This is a genomic window from Streptomyces sp. NPDC055013, assembly GCF_053608645.1.
On sequence record NZ_JBSGVW010000057.1, the window covers coordinates 1 to 20,160 of the forward strand.

The following is a 20,160-nucleotide window of genomic DNA, read 5'->3' on the forward strand; positions in this document are numbered from 1 at the left end:
TGTTTGGCACCCCTGCACTAAGCACCCCAGTAGGACGGGGCGGCCCGAACCTTGCGCTCCAGTCTCCCCCCCCGCCCCAGCGCCCCCCTTTCCGCGCCCTCCCCCACCCCGCCCCCGGCCGCGACGTTAAGTCCGGCCGAGTCCCAACCGGCCACCAGGACACCGTCGTTCGAGCAGCAGGTCCTCTTCAAGGCGTCCCAGGATCCCGGGTACGCCTGCTTCCGCATTCCGGCGATCGTGAAGTCCAAGGACGGCACGCTGCTGGCGTTCGCCGAAGGGCGCGTGCTCAACTGCGGCGACGCCGCCGACATCGACATCGTGCTCAAGCGGTCGACGGACGGCGGCCGCACCTGGGGGCCGCTCCAGGTCGTCAACGAGGGCGCCGGCGACACGCACGGCAACCCGGCACCGATCGTGGACCGTGAAACCGGCCGCATCCTGCTGGCGGAAACGTACAACACGGGCCGCACGGACAGCGGCAGCTGCACCGTGCCGTGTGATCGCACCCCTCATCTGCAGTACAGCGACGACGACGGCGCGACCTGGTCGGCGCCGCGCGATCTGAGCGACCAGATACTGCCCAAGGAGTGGAACTCCTGGTATGCCACCGGCCCGGTGCACGGCATCCAGCTCACCAAGGGCAAGCACGCCGGCCGTCTCGTCTTCGGCGTCAACACCGAGACCTGGGACGGCAGTCGGGTCAGCGCCAACCACGCCGCGCTCATCGTCAGCGACGACGGCGGCACCACCTGGAAGGTCGGCGCCACCGACTCCTGGCCCATCTCCGCGGCCGACGGCACCTACCGGCAGAAGCCGTCCGAGGTGACCCTCACCGAGCGCGCGGACGGCACGATCCTGATCAGCGGCAGGGAACAGGACGGCACCGATCTCGGCCATCGCAGCCAGACGTACAGCCAGGACGGCGGCACCACCTTCACCGGCCCGTTCCGCGACCTTCCGGACCTCTACACGCCCCAGGTCCAGGGCGCCACGCTCCGCCTGGGCAACCGGCTGCTGCTGTCCGCCCCCGGCGACCCGGACCGCCGGCGGACCATGATGGTCAGGTCCTCGTACGACGGCGGCGCCACCTGGGACAGCGCGGACCGCGGCAAGGTCGTCACCAAGGACTGGTCGGGCTACTCCGACATGGTGGACGTGGACGCGTCCACGGTGGGCCTGATGTACGAGGGCGGGGCCGTCGACGCGCGCGACGAGATCCGCTTCGCCCGCTTCAACGAGGACTGGCTGGGACCGCGGCGCGGCGCCGATCCGACCACCGTGGACCTCGCCCCCGGCGCACCCCGCGCGAGCGTCCTCGGCGGCCCCGAGGTGACGGACGGTGTGCTGGGCAACGCCTTCGAGTTCGACGGCGACAACGACGCCGTACGGCTGCCGTACCGGTCCCGACTCCCGCTCGGCACCGGCGAGTTCACGGTCTCGCTGTTCTTCCGCTACTCCGCGGCCTCCGGCGAACAGCCGTTCCTGTGGATGGGCGGGATCGGCAGCACCCAGCCCCAGATCTGGCTGCGTGGCGAGCCGGACAGCGACCGGGTGCGCGGCCTGATCACCACCCGGGAGGGCTTCGGGACGGTCCGCACGGCGTCCGTGTGGGCCGGGGACGCCCACAACGACGGCCAGTGGCACCACCTCGCGCTGCGGCGGGGCGGCGGCCGGCTGACGTTGTTCGTCGACGGCAGGGCCATCAGCACCACGGACGTGGCCGGTTCGGTCAGCCGCAACTCGCCGTTCGGCGTGCATGTCGGCCAGCGCATGGACAGCAGGGCGTTCCTCACCGGCGCCATCGACGACGTCCACGTGTGGAACCGGGCGCTCGGCGACTCGGAGCTGACCGCCGCGGCACGGGCCCGCACGACCGGCAGGACTTCGGCCACTTCCGACACCGTCCTGTGGCTGCCCATGGACCAAGTGCGCTGAGGCCACTAACGTCCCGGGCGTGCCCGACGACACACGAGCACGGCAGCGCACGGGAACCGGCCTCGGCATACTGCTGGCCCTGGTTCTCGCGGCCGTGCTGCTCACCGCCCTCCCGGACGACGGCGAACGGGAGGGCGGTGGCGCGTGCGCCCCGCACTCGGTCGCGGCCTGGTCCGCCGACGACGGGCTCACCGGCGAGTTCGCCCGGTACGGCGACAACCCGTCCCGCACCGACGACTGGACCGGCGGCGACGGCACGCACTCGGTACGGCTGCCGGACGGCCGCCTGCTGTGGCTGTTCTCGGACACCTACCTCGGCCAGGTGTACTCGCCGCCCAACCCGTTCGGCGAGTCCCACACCTGGCGGGAGGCGACCGCTCCCCTGGTGCGCAACTCGGCGGTCGTCATGCGCGACGGGCGCCTGGAGCGCACGCTGGCCACGCCGCTCTTCCCCGACCCCGCGCCGAACCAGTGGCGCTGGCCGGTCGCGGCCCGCGTCGAGCCCCGCTCCCCCGGCTCGTCGGAGCGGGTGCTGCGGGTGCTGCTGTGGGTGCGCGCGGCCGGGCAGCCGCCCTGGATCTTCGGCGTGCCCACCGCCACCGAGGTCGCCACGCTCACGCTGCCCGATCTGCGGGTCGAGTCGGTGGTGGAGGTCCTCGACCAGCAGTTGGTGCCGGATCCCTCCCGGCGTGTCCTGTTCGGGACGACGCTGGTCGAGGAGGACGGCTGGACGTACGTCTTCGGCGGCGACGACGGACAGGCCGCGTCCCGGCCGGCCTCGAACGCCTACGTGGCGCGCGTGCCCGAAGGCAGGCTCGCCGAGCCGGGTGCCTGGCGGTACTGGAACGGATCCGAGTGGGCCGCGTCGGGTGCCCGGCCGCGTGAGGTGCTCGGGGACGGGCAGCGCACGGGGGTGGGGAGTGCCTTCTCGGTGGTGCGGGTGCGGGGCACGTACGTCCTGTTCACGATGGCCGCGGGCACGAAAGGGCTGACGACCGTCACGTCGTACTGGGCGTGCTCCCCCGCCGGCCCCTGGCACGGGCCGACGAAGGACTTCAGCCCGGCGCTGCCGCAGGGCGGCCAGGTCGCCGCCTACAACCCGCAGACGCACCCCGAGTTGAGCGACGACGGACGCCTCGTTCTGAGCTACGACGTGAACTGGCTGGAGACGGGCGGCGCGGCGGCGCAGCTCAGCCGGAACGTGTCCCTGTACCGACCGAGGTTCGTGACGCTGCGGGTGGCGCAGACGCGGTGACCGGCTCGGGGGCGGCGCCCTCGGCCTCGCGGGCCTCGGCGTCGCGGGCCCGGCGCTTGGCGATGACCGCGCACACCATCAGCTGCATCTGGTGGAACAGCATCAGCGGAAGGACGGCCAGCGAGGCGTGCGCGCCGAACAGCACGCTCGCCATGGGCAGCCCTGCGGCGAGGGACTTCTTCGAGCCGGCGAACTGGATCGCGATGCGGTCCTCGCGGTCGAAGCGCAGCGCCTTGGCGCCGTACCAGGTCAGCAGCAGCATCACGGCCAGCAGCACCGCCTCGACGGCGAGCAGCCCGCCCAGCCGTATCGGGCTCACCTGGTGCCAGATGCCCTGGACCATGCCCGCGCTGAACGCGGTGTAGACGACCAGCAGGATCGAGCCGCGGTCGACGAGCCCGAGGACCTTCTTGTGCCGGGTGACGAAGCCGCCGATCCAGCGGCGCAGCAACTGCCCGGCGAGGAACGGCACCAGCAGCTGCAGCACGATCTTGACCACCGAGTCGGCGGAGAAGCCGCCCCCGCTGCCGCCGAGCACGGCCGCCGCGAGGAGCGGGGTGATGACGATGCCCACCAGCGAGGAGAAGGAGCCCGCGCAGATCGCCGCGGGCACGTTGCCGCGGGCCATCGAGGTGAAGGCGATCGACGACTGGATGGTCGACGGGACGAGCGTGAGGAAGAGCAGGCCCTGGTAGAGGGGGTGCGTCAGCAACACCGGGACAAGTCCGCGCGCCGCCAGCCCCAGCAGCGGGAAGACGACGAAGGTGCAGGCCAGGACGGTGACATGGAGCCGCCAGTGCTTCAGGCCGTCCATCGCCTCACGTGTGGACAGGCGGGCGCCGTAGAGGAAGAACAGGAAGGCGATCGCGGCCGTGGAGGCACCGGACGCCACATCGGAGGCCGTCCCCCGCGCCGGGAACAGGGCCGCGAGGCCCACGGTCCCGAGCAGCAGCAGGATGTACGGGTCGATCGGCATCCAACGCGGCCATTGCAGGCGTTTCACTGTGCTCCACTACTTCGCTGTCGTACTGGCTGTCGCTTCGCTGAACTTCGGGTTCCCGGCACGGACGTGCCCTCTCCATCGTCCTCCGGCGATCAGCGATCGGGAATCCGGCATACCACTCTGACTGTCATCACGTTCCGCGATAACCCGCGCTAGGCTCGGGTCATGTACGACCCGTCCCAGCTGCGCACGTTCCTCGCGGTGGCGCAGACCCTGAGCTTCACTCAGGCCGCCCGCCGCCTCGGGCTGCGCCAGTCCACCGTCAGCCAGCACGTGCGCCGCCTGGAGGACGTCACCGGGCGGCCGCTGTTCACCCGGGACACGCACTCCGTGGAGCTGACCGAGGACGGCGAGGCGATGCTCGGCTTCGCCCGGCGGATCCTGGAGGTGCACGAGCAGGCGACGGCGTTCTTCACCGGCACCCGGCTGCGCGGCAGGCTCCGCTTCGGCGCGTCCGAGGACTTCGTGCTGACCCGGCTGCCGGAGATCCTGGAGGGCTTCCGCCACGACCACCCCGAGGTCGACCTGGAACTGACGGTCGAACTCTCCGGCACCCTGCACGAGCAACTGGAAGCCGGGAAGCTGGACCTGGTGCTCGCCAAGCGGCGGCCCGAGGACCGACGGGGCGACCTGGTCTGGCACGACCGGCTGGTGTGGATCGGCGCGGAGCGGCTGCGCCTGGAGCCGGACCGTCCGGTGCCGCTGATCGTCTATCCGCCACCGGGCATCACCCGGGCGCTCGCGCTGGAGGCGCTGGAGCGGCAGGGGCGTGACTGGCGGATCGTGTGCACGAGCGGCAGCCTCAACGGACTGATCGCGGCGGCACGGGCCGGGCTCGGTGTGATGGCGCACTCCCGGGGCCTGATTCCGCCGGGCCTGGTACGGGTGCCCGACCGGTCCGGGCTGCCCGAATTGGGACGGGTCGACTTCGTGCTGGTGCACGGCCGGCGCCGGACGGCGGCGCAGGGGGCCGCGGACGCGCTGGCGGGGGCGCTTCTGGCGGGCGGGGACCGGTTGCACCGCCGTTAGGGCGCGGGACGATTCAGCGCGGCGGGCGCTGATACGTCAGCTGCTTCACACGCCGCAGGAACACCGACGACTCCACGTGCTGTACGCCTTCCAGCCGCCCGAGCGGCCCGCTCAGATACGCGTACAGGTCCGCCGTGTTCCGCACCACCGCCGTGGCCACGATGCTGCACGGCCCCGCCGTCGCCGCCGCGTGGGCGATCTCGTCGTGGGTGGCGAGCGCGTCGCCCACCGCGGTCAGGGCCGCCGGAGTGGTGGTGATCCACAGGACGGCGCCGACCGGAAAGCCGATGGTCTCGGAGTTGTACTCCACGTCGACGTACACCGCCCCGGACGCCAGCAGCGCGGTGAGGCGGCGCTTGACCGCGGACTCCGAACGGCCCGTGGCGCGCTGGAGTTCGGGGTGGCCGGCACGTCCGTCGCGCTCCAGCACGGCGACGAGAGGCTCGTCCTCCGGGTCGATGCGGGCCGGTCCGGCGGCGACGGGGCCGTTGCGCAACGCGGCCTTCTGGTCGTCGGTGAGCATCCTGAACTTGCTGAGCCAGCCCGTCGGCCCGCCGTAGAAGCGGTGCAGGAGCTGGTGGGCCCGGATCTCCAGGACGCGCGGCGTGCGCGGCAGCTTGCCGAGCAGGAGGTCGTCCCGGTCGCCCGGGCTGCGCGGACGGGTGCCGAAAATGACCTCGGTGCCGCCGGAGGCGATGCCGATCCAGCTGGTGTCGGGCCGCTTGGCGAGGGCGTCCGCGATGGCCTGGGCGCTGTCCGGGACACAGCGCAGCCGGAGCGTCCACTGGTCCTGGCCGAGGCGCACGGCGTCACGCACGGCGACGACCCGGAGGCCGCCCTCGGCGCACAGGCGGCGGTAGCGGCGGGCGACGGTCTGGTCGGAGACGCCGAGCACCTCCCCAAGGCGGGCGAACGACGCCCGCGCGTTCACCTCCAGCGCGTCGAGCAGTTGCAGATCGAGCTCGTCGAAGATGTCGGATTCCATCTTCACGGCAGCATCTCCTGTCGGGTTCCGGCGCCTGGGCACCTCACAGGGCGGTGATCGGCCGCTCGCCTCTCATCGTACGGAGGCATACGCAATGCACGCAGAAGGGGATGAGGACATGCGTACTTGGGGGCCGCTCACGGCAGTGTGCCTGGGCACGTTCATGTTGTTGCTGGACGTGACGATCGCGATCGTCGCGCTGCCGGACATGGCGCGGGCGCTGGATGCGTCGCTGAGCGATCTGCAATGGGTCATGGACGGATACGCGCTGGCCCTGGCCGCGCTGCTGCTGGGCGTGGGGGCCGCGGCCGACGTGCTGGGACGGCGGCGCGTGCATGTCGCGGGTGTCGTCGTCTTCGCGACGGCGTCACTGCTGTGCGGCCTCGCGACCGGTCCGGGGATGCTGGTCGCCGCCCGGGGACTGCAGGGCATCGGCGCCGCGGCCATGTTCGCCACGACGCTGCCGCTGCTCGGCAGTGTGTACCAGGGCAGGCGGCGGTCGGTCGCGCTCGGCGTCTGGGGCGCGGTCAGTGGGGCGGCTGCCGCGGTGGGGCCGATCGCCGGCGGGCTGCTCACCGACGGGCCGGGCTGGCGGTGGATCTTCTACGTCAATCTGCCGGTGAGCGTGGCCGCGGTGTGGCTGACGCTGCGGGTGGTGCCGGAGTCGCGGGGTACCCGCGGTCGTCGTATCGACTGGGCGGGCACGGTGACGTTCGTGGCGTTCGCCGGGGCCCTGACGTACGGGGCCGTGCGGGCCGGAAGTCATGGGTGGGGCGAGCCGGGGACGCTGGTGTGGTTCGCCGGGGCTGGGTCGGCGCTGGTCTGCTTTCTCGTGGTGGAGCGGCGGGTCGCCGATCCGCTGCTGGATCCGCGGCTGTTCCTGCGGCCGGCGTTCTCGGGGGTGATGGCGGGCGCGCTCGCCTTCAACGCGGCGGCGTTCGGTGCCATGGCGTACACCTCGATCTGGTTGCAGACCCTGCTCGGGATGAGCGCGGTGCGCGGCGGGGCCGTCTTCCTGTGGCTGTCGCTGGCGTCGTTCGTGGTCGCGGCGGCAGGCGGTCGGCTGCTGCACGGGGTGCCGGCGCGGCTCACCATCGGCGGCGGGCTGCTGCTCATCGGCGCGGGCCAGTACTGCATGGCGGTGCTGGACGCGGGGTCGACGGCGAGCGCCCTGATACCGGGGCTGGTGCTGGTGGGTGCCGGTACGGGGCTGGTGTCGCCGGGTATCGCAGGTGCCGCGCTGGCCGCCGTACCGCCGGAGCGGGCCGGTATGGCGGGCGGTGCGATGAACACCTTCCGGCAGCTGGGGTATGCGCTGGGCATCGCCCTGTTCGGCACGGTGCTGACGTCGCGGATGCAGGACACGCTGCCCGCGGACGCGGCCCACGCCCTCGCGGGCGGCGGTGCCGGTGCGCTGCGGGACGTCTTCGGGGAGGGCGTGCTGCGCGCCGCGTTCGCAGGCGGGCTCGACGCGGTCGCGGTGGTGGCGGGATCGACGGCGGCCGTGGCCGGAGTGCTGGTACTCGCGCTGGTCAGGAGGCCGCCCGTGACGAAGACCACGGTGACACCTGCGGCCCCTCGCGCGCTGACACAGGCAGGGACGGAGGAGACGACGGCACGCACGGGATGACATGATCAACAGGGCCCGTACCGGGTAATCGGGTCGTACAGATTCGGTGGAGATTACGGGTCCGAAACTTACTCAACCGTCAGTTTTCTGTCCGACCCTTCCCCATGTGAGCGCATTTTCCGACGCTGACCAGTGCATACCCGAGCGCCCGGCGATTTCCGGCCCCCTCCCGTCCGAAACGCGGGTGGGGTAGCTTTCACGGCGCTGCGCGGAGCGTCAGCCGAGGCCATTCGGAGCGGGGAGCGGGGTTTGCGCGAGTTCACCAACCCTCCGTTGGCGTTGGCACCGCCGGTGGGCGGCCTGGCCGACGTCGTCTTCCAGCATGCCCAGGAGGACCCGCTCCATGTCGCCCTCGGGCGCAAGGACGACCACGAGAACTGGCGGGACGTCACCGCCGCCGAGTTCCGGGACGAAGTGCTCGCCCTCGCCAAGGGCCTTCTCGCCCGCGGCATCCGGTTCGGCGACCGGGTCGCGATCATGTCCCGTACCCGGTACGAGTGGACGCTCTTCGACTTCGCCCTGTGGACGATCGGCGCCCAGGTGGTTCCGATCTACCCGACCTCCTCGGCCGAGCAGTGCTTCTGGACGCTGTACGACGCCGAGGTGTCGGCGGCGATCGTGGAGCACGAGGACCATGCGATGACGATCGCCACGGTCATCGACCGGCTGCCGCGGCTGCACCAGCTGTGGCAGCTGGACTCGGGCGCCGTGCAGGAGCTGTACGACGCCGGCGCCCACCTCGACGACGAGGTGGTCCACCGCCACCGGCAGGCCGTCACGCCGGACTCGATCGCGACGATCATCTACACCTCGGGCACCACGGGCCGCCCCAAGGGCTGTGTGATCTCGCACGGCAACTTCATGTACGAGACGGACACGGTCATCGAGCGCTGGGAGCCGGTCTTCCACTCCAAGAAGGGCGACGAGGCGGCGACCTTGCTGTTCCTGCCGCTCGCGCACGTCTTCGGGCGGATGGTGCAGGTCGCCGCGATCCGCGGCAAGGTCCGCTTCGGCCACCAGCCGCAGATGAACGCGGCCGCCCTGCTGCCGGACCTCGCCGCCTTCAAGCCGACGTTCTTCCTCGCCGTGCCGTACATCTTCGAGAAGGTCTTCAACGCCTCCCGGCGCAAGGCCGAGAAGGAAGGCAAGTCGGGCCCCTTCGAGAAGGCCGTCGAGGTGGCCGTGAAGTACGCGGACGCCGTGGAGGCCAAGGCGTGGGGCATCGGCCCCGGCCCGTCGGCCGGTCTGCGCATGCAGCACCAGCTCTTCGACAAGCTCGTCTACTCCAAGATGCGGGCCGCGATGGGCGGCCGGATCAAGCAGGCGATGACCGGCGGCTCGGCGATGGACCGACGGCTCGGCCTGTTCTTCGCGGGCGCCGGCGTCCACGTCTACGAGGGGTACGGCCTCACCGAGTCCACGGCGGCCGCGACCGCCAACCCGCCCTATCGCACCCGCTACGGCACCGTCGGGCAGCCCATCCCGGGCACGACCGTGCACATCGCGGACGACGGCGAGGTCTGGCTGCACGGCGGCAACGTCTTCCAGGGCTACCTCAACAACCAGAAGGCGACCGACGAGGCCCTGCACGACGGCTGGCTGGCCACCGGTGACCTGGGGTCCCTCGACGAGGACGGCTACCTCACCATCACCGGCCGCAAGAAGGAGATCCTGGTCACGTCCGGCGGCAAGAGTGTCTCGCCGGGTGTGCTGGAGGAGCGCGTCCGCGACCACCCGCTGGTCTCCCAGTGCATCGTCGTCGGCAACGACCGCCCGTACATCGCGGCCCTGGTCACCCTCGACCAGGAGGCCGTCGAGCACTGGCTGATGATGCGCGACAAACCCCAGATGACCCCGGCCCAACTGGTCCGCGACGCCGACCTGGAGACCGAGGTGCGGCGCGCGGTCGTCGCCGCCAACACCCTTGTCTCGCAGGCCGAGTCGATCCGCACGTTCCGGATCCTCGCCCAGCCGTTCACCGAGGAGCACGGACTGCTCACGCCGTCGCTGAAGTTGAAGCGCAAGGCGATCGAGAACGCGTACTCGGGCGAGGTCGACGCGTTGTACCAGGCGTGAGTCCCGCCTTTTTCTCCGGTCCGGAATGCATGGGCGCCCGTGATCGTTGACGATGGTGAGTACCACCTGACGACAACCGTAAGGATCAAGAGCTCGTGAGCAGCAAGGTCCCCCCGATCATCCTCAATAACGGCGTCGAGATGCCCCAGCTGGGCTTCGGCGTCTGGCAGGTGCCGGACGACGAGGCCGAGCAGGCGGTCGCGACGGCGCTGGAGGCCGGGTACCGCAGCATCGACACAGCGGCGATCTACGGCAATGAGGAGGGCACCGGCAAGGCCATCGCCGCCTCCGGCGTCCCCCGCGAGGACATCTTCGTCACCACCAAGCTCTGGAACGGCGACCAGGGTTACGACGCCACGCTGCGCGCCTTCGACGTGTCACTGGAGAAGCTCGGCCTGGACCACGTCGACCTGTACCTCATCCACTGGCCGCTGCCGGCCCGGGACACCTACGTCGACACCTACAAGGCGTTCGAGAAGCTCCACGCCGACGGTCGCGTCCGCGCGATCGGTGTCTCCAACTTCCTTCCGGAGCACCTTCGGCGGCTGATCGACGAGACGTCGGTCGTCCCCGCGGTCAACCAGATCGAGCTGCACCCGCATCTGCAGCAGCACGCCTCCCGCGAGTTCCACGCCGAGCAGGGCATCGCCACCGAGGCCTGGTCGCCGCTCGGCCAGGGCAAGGGTCTGCTGGAGGTTCCGGCGATCGTCGCCATCGCGCAGAAGCACGACCGCACCCCGGCGCAGGTCGTGCTGCGCTGGCACCTGCAGCTCGGCAACGTCGTGATCCCGAAGTCCGTGACGCCGTCGCGGATCAAGGAGAACATCGGGGTCTTCGACTTCAGCCTGGACGACGAGGACCTCGCGGCGATCAGCGCGCTGAACGAGGACCGGCGCATCGGCCCGGACCCGGCGACGTTCGACGCCTGACGTCCGTTTCCGTACGGCACTCCGCCCGCCGCTCAGCTGTATGAGCGGCGGGCGGACGCGTACGTGTCACCCCGGTCACCGACTTCAGTCACCGCGCACGTCGGTGTGGACCACCTCGAACTCCTCCAGCCCGATCACGGACGCATGCGCCTTGGCCGCGCCCTCGTGCCGGGCCCCCGCCTGACCGGCTCGGGACGCCGCCAGGGACGTCTGGTCGACGAAGATCGCTCCGGCGATCCCGCGCCCGCGCTCCCGGTCGACCATCAGGGACGCCCTGGCGAGCCCGGGGAGCGTCTCCAGCTTGGACACCACCGTCGCCCGGAACGTGTCGGCGAGCAGGTCCGTGTCCATCGGGTCGAACTCCAGCCTGGTGAGCCGCAGTCCGCCGCCCGCCTGTGGCTGCCGGACCTGATGGAAGACCAGCGCCTCGTAGTTCTCGACCGCCAGGGTCCCCGCGAACGGCTCCAGCATCGCCGACCGCCGCTCGCGCAGCACCTCGTCGCTGTTGGCACGGGCCTGCTCCGACTCCCACCAGCTCGCTGCGAGCAGTTTCCCGAGGACCCGGTCCACGAAGACACTCGCTCCCCGGTAGCCCGGACGGTCCTCCAGCAGATCGCGCCCCTCTGTGTTCATCGCTCTGATGGCCATGTCGATCTTCGCGGGATCACCGGTCGTGTAGACAGCGCGTACGAACATGACACCTCCCGGACATCCGGGCATATGCGAACTTTTCGCTAGGTCCAGTCTTCTACTGGGGGCATGGCGTCGCAATCAGCCATCAGTAAGGAAACTCTCCCGACGGAAGGGCCCCCTCCACCGTGCGCACCCGAAGACTGACCCTCGCAGCGGCCGCCGGAGCCGCGCTGCTGGCCACCGCGGCGCTCCCCGCGGACGCCCGGCCGGCGGACCCCGAGGAAGCCGCCGTGAGCGCGGCCGACCTGCTCGCGAAGGTGACGTCCTGCTCGCAGATCTCCAACGGCAGGTACCGCACCGACCAGGCGACCGCGGCCTCCATCCCCGTCTGCGGCACGAAGGGTGCCGTGTTCTGGACGGCCGACATGGACATCGACTGCGACGGCCAGCGCACCGACAACTGCAACGAGACCACCGACCCCTGGTTCCTCCCGGACACGGCGTTCCACCAGTCCGACGGCAAGCCCCTGCGGTCCGACACACTGCCGTACGTCGTCGTCCCGAGTCCCAGCGTCACCTGGGACTACCGCGCCGCCGGCATCAAGGGCGGCGGCGTGGCGGCGGTCGTCCACGACGACCAGGTCCTGTACGCCGTGGTCGGCGACACCGGCCCGCAGCAGATCATCGGCGAGGCCTCCTACGCCGCCGCCGAGGCCCTCGGCATCGACCCCGACCCGGCCGCCGGCGGGGCCGCCTCCGGCGTGACGTACATCCTCTTCAGGAACTCGCAGGTCTCGCCCATCGAGAACCACAGCGCGGCGGCCACGCTGGGCGAGAAGCTGGCGAAGGAGTTCGTCGGGGGCAGCTGATTCCGGGTGACCGATCCGGGGATCAGGTCAGTTGGGCTGTCCGAGCGGCCGTACGACGACGGTGTTGACGTCCACACCGTCGGGCTGCCGGACGGCCCACACCACCGAGTCGGCGATCTGGTCGGCGGTCAGCAGATGCCCGGGCGGCAGACTGCCGTGGGCGTCCCAGAAGGGTGTCTCCACCCGGCCCGGGGCGATGTGGGTCACGCCGATGCCCCAGTCGGTGACCTGCCGCCGGGTGTTCTCGGCGAGCCCGGTCACCGCCCACTTCGTCGCCCCGTAGATGTTCCCCGGCCCGGGCACGAACCCGGCGACGCTGCCGACGAGGACGATCCGGCCGCGGGTCTCCTTGAGGGCGTCGACGGACGCGCGGATCAGCAGGGCCGGGCCGAGGACGTTGGTCAGCACCATCTCGGTCCAGCCGGCCGGGTCACCCTCGGCGACCGAGTCATGGGTCGCGAAACCGGCGTTGGCGACGACGGTGTCCAGTCGGCCGAACGCCTTGAGCGTGGTCTCGACGGCCGCCTGGACGACGCCGTAGTCGGCCGCGTTCCCGACGACCGTCAGCAAACCGTCCGGATCCCCGAGCCCCTCCGCGAAGCCACGGAGCCGCGCCTCGCCCCGGCCGGTGACGGTGACCCGGTACCCGGCCGCCAGGAGCTGCCGTGCGACCGCGGCGCCGATACCGCTGCCGCCGCCGGTGATGAGCGCGACGGGTGAGTCCGTCATGGTGATCCCCCTGTGTGTCGTTCCGTGTGTCGCTCTGTGTGTCGCTCTGTGTGTCGTTCTGTGTCTCGTACGGACGAAGGGGAGTCCATCACTTGGAGAGCTCTCGAAGTCAAGGCACCGCGGAGGGGAGCGAGCGGCAGGCGCCGGCCGACGTCACTTCGTCCGTACGGCCGTGTAGACCGTCTGCGCCGCCAGCAGGAACAGGTCCGGTCGGTGATACACGCTCGCCTTGTCGTCCGGGTCGAGGAGCCGGTCGAGGGTCGCGCGGTCGTCGGCGTCGAGGTGGTCGCCGATGCCGTCGCGGGTGCGGGTCAGGGTGGCGACGACGTAGGCGCGGGCGCGGTCCGTGGTCGGGGCGGGCAGGTCGAGGAGGAAGGTGCGGGTGCCGCTGGGCCGGAGGCCGGCCGCGGCGAGCAGGGCGGGCCAGTCCTCGGTCTCCACGACCGTGCCGGGCAGGTCCGCGCGCATCGCGGCGAACCACTCCTCCTCCAGCACGTCGAGGCGCGCCTGCAGCCCGGGGCGCCCGAAGCCGACGTCGCGCGGCAGGAACCGGGCCGACAGGCCGCCCTCCTGCAGCGCCAGCGTGCCGCCGAGGGTGAGGCGGGCGGCGAACGCGGCGAGGGCGGCGCGCTGGTCGCCGAGATGATGCAGGGTGCGGCCGACCCACAGCAGATCGGCGGGATAGTCCAAGTCGTCCAGCACGTCCGGGAGTTCGCCGGCGAGGGTGCCGAAACGGTCGGCGACACCGAGCCTCCCGGCCCGCGCGCCGGCGCGCTCCAGGAGCGGCTCGGAAGCGTCGACGGCGACGACCCGGGCGCCGGGGAAGGTGTCGGCGAGCAGACAGGCGATGACGCCGGGGCCACTGCCGGCGTCGACGATCAGCCCCGGTTCGGTCTGCCGCTTGGCCAGCCAGGCCATGGTGTGCTCGTAGAGGGGCGTGAACAGCTCCGCCTGCGCCTCCAGCTCCGGGCCCATCTCGGCCCAGTCGACGTCGGTGTGGTCGTGGTGGTGGTGATCGGCGTGCCGGTCTGCGTGGTGGTTGTGCGCCATGTTCGTCAGCCTCTCCCTCGGATGAGGCCAGCGTGCGCCGACGCACCGCCGCGGGGCCACTGTCGTTGCCGGAACGGCAACAACAGCGCGCAAAAATAGGATGCGGCCCGCATGGCGGGTCGCCCACGATGGCCGGATGGACGACGAGATGGTGGAGCGCTTCCTCGAGGACGGGTTCGTGAGGATCGCAGGCGCCTTCCCGCCGCGCGTCGCCGAGCACTGTGAGCGGCTGCTGTGGCGGGAGACGGGGTACGACCCTCAGGACCCGACCACCTGGAAGGACCCCGTGCACTGGGTGTACGACATGGCGCAGGGCCCGTTCGCGGCCGCCGTCAACACCCCCGCCCTGCACGAGGCCTTCGACGTGCTGGTGGGTGAGGATCGCTGGCAGTCGCGCTACTCGCTGGGCAGCTTCCCGCTGCGGTTCCCGCACGCGGAGGAACCGGACGACGCGGGCTGGCACATCGAGGGCAGCTACGTGCCCGACGGCGCCGAGCACCCGCATACGAACGTGCACTCGAAGGGCCGTGCGCTGCTCCTGCTGTTCCTGTTCAGCGAGGTCACCGAGGACAACGCCCCGACCCGGATCCGGGTCGGCTCGCATCTCGACGTACCTCCGGTGCTGGCGCCGTACGGCGAGGCCGGCGCGTCCTTCCTGGAACTCGGCCCGAAGGTCGCCGAAGCCTCCGCGCACCGCCCGCTCGCCCACGCCACCGGCCGCCCCGGCGACGTCTACCTCTGCCACCCCTTCCTGGTCCACGCCGCCCAGCCGAACCACGGCACGCGCCCACGCTTCATGGCGCAGCCACCCCTGCATCCGGCGGTGCCGCTGGACCTGGACCGGGCCGACGGGAACTACTCGGCGGTGGAGTTCGCGATCCGCCGGGGCCTGGCCCAGGAGACCTGACCGGCCCCCGGCGACCACCGCGCCCCGTCAGGGGCGCGGGGCTGCACATATGCGGCTCCGCCGCGCGGGCGCGACCAGCCACCGCGGACGCGCAGCCGCATTCATCGCACTACGACAACGGCGGGTAGGCGTTCCGCATCAGCTGCTGGAACTGCGCCGAGAACCAGTGCCCCGACAGCGGAGCGTCCGGCAGGGCGCCGGACAGGTTGTTGCCGTTACGCGGGTTGCCCGTGTACGTCGGGTCGCACATCCGGTCGAACCCCTTGCCCTCGTCGTTCGGGATCTCCCGGCTGGCACCGTCGGACTCCCCCGGCGGCTTGATCCAGACGTACGCGTCGATCCCGGCCGCGGGATTGGCCTGCGGGCGCTCGCCGAGTCCGGCGCCGGACTGGTTGCACCAGTTGCCGACGTGGATGCGGCGGTCGTAGCGGCCGCCGTTGACGTACGTGTCGACGTCGGTCGTCGCGCCCGGGCCGGCGGGCCGTGCGCTGCCGCCCCAGCCGTTCCTGGACGTGTCGATCAGCATGCCGATGCCGGAGTTGAAGCCGGTCGTGACGAGCTGGTTGCGGAAGCCCTGCGCGAAGGACAGCTCGTCGGTGTACCGGTTCCAGTCGACCCACTTGGACTCGCGTACGGACTTGCCGCCGACGGTGTCGTTGATGGTGAAGTTGTTCTCCTTCAGGGCGCTGTAGTTGGCCGTGTTGGCGATGAAGCCGTGCACGTCGTCGACGGTGGCGCCCTCGGTTGTGGCCGCCTCCTTCATCACGGCCGCGCTGGCGGCGAAGTTGTCGTCCCAGCCGATCCAGCCGTGGTGCCCGGCGTCGATGTAGTTGTAGACGTTGGGCGCGTCACCGAGCTTGCCCAGCGCGTAGCCGACGCCCTTCTGGTAGTTGCCGTTGGCCTTCATCACGTCGCACTGCGGGGTGGCCGTGGGCCGGCTTCCGGTGTTGGTGACCAGGTTGGGCAGTGAGTCGATCTCGATGGTCGTCACGATCCGCAGCGAGGCGTACTTCGGGTCGGCGAGGATCGCGGCGATCGGGTCGATGTACTCGGTCTTGTACCGGCCGAGCTCCGTCGGGCCGAGCTCACCGTTGGAGGCGAGGGCCGCGCAGTCGCGTCCGGGGAGGTTGTAGATCACCAGCTGGACGACGAGTTCGCCGGAGCCCTTCTGGGTCAGGGCCTCGTCGAGGTGGTCGCGCAGACCCATGCCGCCGTTGACACCGTTGATGGCGGCGATGCGGTCGAGCCAGACGCCGGTCGGCTGGTTCGCGATCCGGCTGCCGCCCGGCTCGGCGGCGGCCTTCGCGGACCACTCCGGGTTCACATACACCTTGGCACCGGAGTACGGGTTGTCGACCTTCGGGCCGGTCGGGTCGGGATCCGTCGGGTCGGTGGGGCCCGAGCCGTCCTCGACGTTGCAGGCCACACCGTCCAGGGTGAAGGTGGCCGGGATCGCGTTGGTGCCGCTGTAGGAGCCCTGGAAGCCGAAGCTGACGGATCCGCCCGTCGACAGGGTCCCGTTGTAGGTCTCGTTGGTGGCGGTCACAGCGGCACCGCTCTGGCTGATCCTGGCGTTCCAGCCGCTGGTGACCTTCTGGTTTCCGGCGTACGACCACTTCACCGACCAATTCGACTTGGCGGCGCCCTGGTTGGTGACCGTCACGGCGGCGGTGAAGCCGGTGTCCCACTGGTTCTGCACCTTGTAGTCGACCGTGCAGGGGACGGCGGCCGTGCCGATTCCGCCGGGGTCCGCGGCGAGCGCGGTCCCCGAGGCCCCGGCGACCAGTGCCAGGGCGGCGAGCATCGCAGTTCTGGTACGAGTCATGAGTGCGGGTTCCTTCTTGGTTGCGGGTGCTGACGGTCCGTCCGTGCAGGGCGCGCAAGAGCAAGGAGGAGGTGCCGACGACGGCTGAAAGTACTGAAACGCGGGGGGTGTCGCATGAGCGACTCCTCACAGCTCAGGCACGTCATGACGGACGCGTCGAGTGATGGAATCGCTCCCACTGGTGTCCATGAAGCTAGCGCCAAGTGACGGTGATGGACAGGGGAGTTGCTGACTTTCGCTCAACTGAACGCGTCGAATCTTTTCGACTCTTCAAGCACCTTGACCCCTCGCACCCCCGTCTCCACTATGGGAGCGCTCCCACTGGTTCAGGCCTTGACTTCTCCGAGCCGCAAGGAGGAACCAGCACGTGCATCCCCCACGCAGACGCAGAGCCATACGACGGTTCTGGACGGCCGTCACGGCGGCCCTTGCGCTCCCCCTGACCATGCTGAGCACGGGCTCAACTCCCGCTCAGGCAGCGGCCGTTCAGTGCAGTGTCGACTACCGGACCCATGACTGGGGCTCCGGCTTCACCGCGGACCTGACGCTCACCAACCGCGGCACCGACGTCATCGACGGCTGGACCCTGACGTACGGCTACGCGGGCAACCAGAGGCTCAGCAACGGCTGGAACGGCACCTGGTCCCAGTCTGGCCAGTCGGTCACGGTGAAGAACGCCGGCCACAACGGGCGGATCGCCGCCGGAGCCGCGGTCACCACCGGCGCGCAGTTCGGGTACAGCGGCGCCAACGCCGCCCCCACGAACTTCGCGATCAACGGCACGAGCTGCACCGGCGCCCACCAGCCCCCCATCACCGTGCTGACCAGCCCGGCCGCGGGCGCCGTCTATTCGCAGGGCGACGCCGTCCCGCTCGCGGCCACCGCCGCTGCCGCGGACGGCGCGACGATCAGCAAGGTCGAGTTCTACGACAACACGACACTGCTGGGCACGGACACGACGGCGCCGTACTCGCTCTCGGCCTCAAGCTTGACCGTGGGCAGTCATTCGCTTCTCGCGAAGGGGTACGACAGCCTCGGCGCGTCCGCGGAGTCCACGCCGGTCGGCATCACGGTCGCCTCGGGTCCCGCCGTGGTGGCCACCCCGGCCCAACTCCCGGTCCAGCAGGGCAGGACGGCGACATTCGAGCTGAAGCTGTCGACCCAGCCGGCGGCCGCAGTCACCGTCACAACCGCCCGCACGAGCGGCAACTCGGGCCTGTCGGTGACCGGCGGCGCCTCGCTCACCTTCACGCCCTCGAACTGGAACACCGCACAGCGGGTCACCATCACCGCCGACAACTCCGGTACCGGCGCGGCGACTTTCGAGTCGACGGCCAACGGGCACGCGAAAGCGTCGGTCACGGCGACCCAGATCGCGGCGACGAAGGCGTACGACGCCCGCTTCCTGGAGCTGTACGGCAAGATCACCGACCCGGCGAACGGCTACTTCTCGCCGGAGGGCATCCCCTACCACTCCATCGAGACGCTGATCGTCGAGGCGCCGGACCACGGCCACGAGACCACGTCCGAGGCCTACAGCTACCTTCTCTGGCTGCAGGCGATGTACGGCAAGGTCACGGGCGACTGGTCCAAGTTCAACGGCGCCTGGGAGATCATGGAGAAGTACATGATCCCGACCCACGCCGACCAGCCGACCAACTCCTTCTACAACGCCTCGAAGCCGGCGACGTACGCACCCGAGCTCGACACCCCGAACGAGTACCCGGCGAAGCTCGACGCGTCGGTCCCGGTCGGCTCGGACCCGATCGCCGGTGAACTGAAGAGCGCGTACGGCACGGACGACGTCTACGCCATGCACTGGCTGCAGGACGTCGACAACACCTACGGCTACGGCAACTCGCCGGGTAAGTGCGAGGCGGGGCCGGGCGACACGGGGCCGTCGTACATCAACACCTTCCAGCGCGGTGCGCAGGAGTCGGTGTGGGAGACGGTGCCTCAGCCGACCTGTGATCAGTTCAAGTACGGTGGAAAGAACGGCTACTTGGACCTCTTCACCGGTGACGCGTCGTATGCCGGGCAGTGGAAGTTCACCAACGCCCCGGACGCCGACGCCCGTGCGGTGCAGGCCGCGTACTGGGCCGACAAGTGGGCCGACGAGCAAGGCAAGGGGGGTGACATCTCCGCGACCGTGGCGAAGGCCGCGAAGATGGGCGACTACCTGCGCTACGCGATGTACGACAAGTACTTCAAGAAGATCGGCAACTGCGTGGGGCCCGCCGGCTGCCCCGCCGGCACCGGCAAGGACGCCTCGCACTACCTGCTCTCCTGGTACTACGCCTGGGGCGGCGCCACCGACACCTCGGCGGGCTGGGCCTGGCGCATCGGCTCCAGCCATGCGCACGGCGGCTACCAGAACCCGATGGCCGCGTATGCGCTCAGCACGTACGCCGATCTGAAGCCCAAGTCGGCGACGGGGCAGGCGGACTGGGCCAAGTCGCTGGAGCGGCAGGTGGAGTTCTATCGCTGGCTGCAGTCCGGCGAGGGCGCGATCGCGGGCGGGGCGACCAACAGCTGGGCGGGCCGGTACGCGACCCCGCCGGCCGGGAAGTCGACCTTCTACGGCATGTACTACGACCAGCAGCCCGTCTACCACGATCCGCCGTCCAACCAGTGGTTCGGCTTCCAGGCCTGGTCGATGGAGCGGGTGGCCGAGTACTACCAGCAGACGGGGAACGCGGCCGCGAAGGGCGTGCTCGACAAGTGGATCGACTGGGCGCTGTCCGAGACGACCGTCAATCCGGACGGTACGTACCGGATCCCGTCCACGCTCCGGTGGTCGGGGCAACCCGACACCTGGAACCCGTCAAGTCCGGGCGCGAACAACGGACTTCACGTCACCGTCGTCGACTACACCAACGACGTCGGCGTGGCGGCCGCGTACGCCAAGACCCTGACGTACTACGCCGACCGCTCGGGTGACACTGCGGCCGCGACGACGGCGAAGGCGCTGCTCGACGGCATGTGGGACAACCACCAGGACGACCTCGGCATCGCCGTCCCGGAGACCCGCGCCGACTACAACCGCTTCGACGACGCGATCTACGTCCCGAGCGGGTGGAGCGGCACCATGCCGAACGGTGACGCGATCGACGCGTCGTCGACCTTCGACTCGATCCGGTCGTTCTACGAGGACGATCCGGCCTGGTCGAAGATCGAGGCGTATCTCGCGGGCGGGGCAGTGCCGTCGTTCACGTATCACCGGTTCTGGGCTCAGGCGGACATTGCGTTGGCCATGGGCTCGTATGCGGAGCTGCTTGAGTGAGGGGGCAGTCCGAGGGCGCGTG

General features: G+C 70.5%; 15 protein-coding genes. 9 read left to right on the forward strand and 6 right to left on the reverse strand.

What is annotated here, in order from left to right; all coding sequences use genetic code 11:
- Window positions 1-51: 51 nt before the first annotated feature.
- Together ACWGDB_RS39725 and ACWGDB_RS39730 are read left to right on the forward strand one after the other, a co-directional pair.
- Window positions 52-1,935: an exo-alpha-sialidase gene (locus tag ACWGDB_RS39725; protein ID WP_453826928.1), complete on the forward strand. Its 1,884-nt coding sequence runs from the start codon at window positions 52-54 to the stop codon at window positions 1,933-1,935.
- Window positions 1,936-1,954: 19 nt separating this feature from the next.
- Window positions 1,955-3,190: a DUF4185 domain-containing protein gene (locus ACWGDB_RS39730; RefSeq protein WP_453826929.1), complete on the forward strand. Its 1,236-nt coding sequence runs from the start codon at window positions 1,955-1,957 to the stop codon at window positions 3,188-3,190.
- Here the strand turns inward: ACWGDB_RS39730 and ACWGDB_RS39735 are convergent.
- Complete coding sequence (locus ACWGDB_RS39735) at window positions 3,126-4,166, reverse strand: bile acid:sodium symporter family protein (protein WP_453826930.1); 1,041 nt, start codon at window positions 4,164-4,166, stop codon at window positions 3,126-3,128. The genes ACWGDB_RS39730 and ACWGDB_RS39735 overlap by 65 nt on opposite strands.
- 192 nt (window positions 4,167-4,358) lie before the next feature.
- On the opposite strand from ACWGDB_RS39735, the gene ACWGDB_RS39740 reads away from it, so the two are divergent.
- Window positions 4,359-5,222 (forward strand): LysR substrate-binding domain-containing protein, encoded by an 864-nt coding sequence (locus ACWGDB_RS39740; RefSeq protein WP_453826931.1) that lies wholly within the window; start codon window positions 4,359-4,361, stop codon window positions 5,220-5,222.
- 13 nt (window positions 5,223-5,235) lie between these two features.
- On the opposite strand, the gene ACWGDB_RS39745 is transcribed toward ACWGDB_RS39740, so the two are convergent.
- Entirely contained in the window at window positions 5,236-6,207 is a 972-nt protein-coding gene (locus tag ACWGDB_RS39745; protein WP_453826959.1) for an Lrp/AsnC family transcriptional regulator, read from the reverse strand.
- 118 nt (window positions 6,208-6,325) lie between these two features.
- On the opposite strand from ACWGDB_RS39745, the gene ACWGDB_RS39750 reads away from it, so the two are divergent.
- The 3 genes from ACWGDB_RS39750 to ACWGDB_RS39760 all read left to right on the forward strand — a co-directional run bounded on the left by ACWGDB_RS39750 (window position 6,326) and on the right by ACWGDB_RS39760 (window position 10,842).
- A complete protein-coding gene (locus ACWGDB_RS39750) occupies window positions 6,326-7,837 on the forward strand; it encodes an MFS transporter (protein WP_453826932.1) in 1,512 nt (503 codons plus the stop codon).
- A gap of 249 nt (window positions 7,838-8,086) precedes the next feature.
- Entirely contained in the window at window positions 8,087-9,913 is a 1,827-nt protein-coding gene (locus ACWGDB_RS39755) for an AMP-dependent synthetase/ligase (RefSeq protein WP_453826933.1), read from the forward strand.
- A 95-nt stretch (window positions 9,914-10,008) separates the two neighbouring features.
- Window positions 10,009-10,842: an aldo/keto reductase gene (locus ACWGDB_RS39760; protein WP_453826934.1), complete on the forward strand. Its 834-nt coding sequence runs from the start codon at window positions 10,009-10,011 to the stop codon at window positions 10,840-10,842.
- 84 nt (window positions 10,843-10,926) lie between these two features.
- On the opposite strand, the gene ACWGDB_RS39765 is transcribed toward ACWGDB_RS39760, so the two are convergent.
- A complete protein-coding gene (locus ACWGDB_RS39765; protein ID WP_453826935.1) occupies window positions 10,927-11,538 on the reverse strand; it encodes a hypothetical protein in 612 nt (203 codons plus the stop codon).
- Between the two features lie 122 nt (window positions 11,539-11,660).
- On the opposite strand from ACWGDB_RS39765, the gene ACWGDB_RS39770 reads away from it, so the two are divergent.
- Complete coding sequence (locus tag ACWGDB_RS39770; protein WP_453826936.1) at window positions 11,661-12,344, forward strand: glycoside hydrolase family 75 protein; 684 nt, start codon at window positions 11,661-11,663, stop codon at window positions 12,342-12,344.
- A 27-nt stretch (window positions 12,345-12,371) separates the two neighbouring features.
- On the opposite strand, the gene ACWGDB_RS39775 is transcribed toward ACWGDB_RS39770, so the two are convergent.
- Together ACWGDB_RS39775 and ACWGDB_RS39780 are read right to left on the reverse strand one after the other, a co-directional pair.
- Window positions 12,372-13,073: an SDR family oxidoreductase gene (locus ACWGDB_RS39775; RefSeq protein ID WP_453826937.1), complete on the reverse strand. Its 702-nt coding sequence runs from the start codon at window positions 13,071-13,073 to the stop codon at window positions 12,372-12,374.
- Window positions 13,074-13,226: 153 nt separating this feature from the next.
- Window positions 13,227-14,123: a class I SAM-dependent methyltransferase gene (locus tag ACWGDB_RS39780; RefSeq protein ID WP_453826938.1), complete on the reverse strand. Its 897-nt coding sequence runs from the start codon at window positions 14,121-14,123 to the stop codon at window positions 13,227-13,229.
- Between the two features lie 136 nt (window positions 14,124-14,259).
- On the opposite strand from ACWGDB_RS39780, the gene ACWGDB_RS39785 reads away from it, so the two are divergent.
- A complete protein-coding gene (locus tag ACWGDB_RS39785; protein ID WP_453826939.1) occupies window positions 14,260-15,030 on the forward strand; it encodes a phytanoyl-CoA dioxygenase family protein in 771 nt (256 codons plus the stop codon).
- A gap of 109 nt (window positions 15,031-15,139) precedes the next feature.
- Here ACWGDB_RS39785 and ACWGDB_RS39790 read toward each other — a convergent pair whose 3' ends face one another.
- The gene (locus tag ACWGDB_RS39790) at window positions 15,140-16,855 is read right to left on the reverse strand and encodes a glycoside hydrolase family 6 protein (protein WP_453826940.1); all 1,716 of its coding nucleotides are present in this window, start codon (window positions 16,853-16,855) and stop codon (window positions 15,140-15,142) included.
- 367 nt (window positions 16,856-17,222) lie between these two features.
- Between ACWGDB_RS39790 and ACWGDB_RS39795 the strand changes: the two genes are divergently transcribed.
- Window positions 17,223-20,138, forward strand: a complete 2,916-nt coding sequence (locus ACWGDB_RS39795) for a glycoside hydrolase family 48 protein (protein ID WP_453826941.1) — start codon at window positions 17,223-17,225, stop codon at window positions 20,136-20,138.
- Window positions 20,139-20,160 lie beyond the last annotated feature (22 nt).

What these genes read in the sequence shown, in the direction of transcription:
- ACWGDB_RS39790 (WP_453826940.1), bottom strand. Translation starts at nt 16,855, where the DNA reads ATGACTCGTACCAGAACTGCGATGCTCGCCGCCCTGGCACTGGTCGCC.
- ACWGDB_RS39765 (WP_453826935.1), bottom strand. Translation starts at nt 11,538, where the DNA reads ATGTTCGTACGCGCTGTCTACACGACCGGTGATCCCGCGAAGATCGAC.
- ACWGDB_RS39785 (WP_453826939.1), top strand. Translation starts at nt 14,260, where the DNA reads ATGGACGACGAGATGGTGGAGCGCTTCCTCGAGGACGGGTTCGTGAGG.
- ACWGDB_RS39745 (WP_453826959.1), bottom strand. Translation starts at nt 6,207, where the DNA reads ATGGAATCCGACATCTTCGACGAGCTCGATCTGCAACTGCTCGACGCG.
- ACWGDB_RS39780 (WP_453826938.1), bottom strand. Translation starts at nt 14,123, where the DNA reads ATGGCGCACAACCACCACGCAGACCGGCACGCCGATCACCACCACCAC.
- ACWGDB_RS39750 (WP_453826932.1), top strand. Translation starts at nt 6,326, where the DNA reads ATGCGTACTTGGGGGCCGCTCACGGCAGTGTGCCTGGGCACGTTCATG.
- ACWGDB_RS39735 (WP_453826930.1), bottom strand. Translation starts at nt 4,166, where the DNA reads ATGCCGATCGACCCGTACATCCTGCTGCTGCTCGGGACCGTGGGCCTC.
- ACWGDB_RS39775 (WP_453826937.1), bottom strand. Translation starts at nt 13,073, where the DNA reads ATGACGGACTCACCCGTCGCGCTCATCACCGGCGGCGGCAGCGGTATC.
- ACWGDB_RS39740 (WP_453826931.1), top strand. Translation starts at nt 4,359, where the DNA reads ATGTACGACCCGTCCCAGCTGCGCACGTTCCTCGCGGTGGCGCAGACC.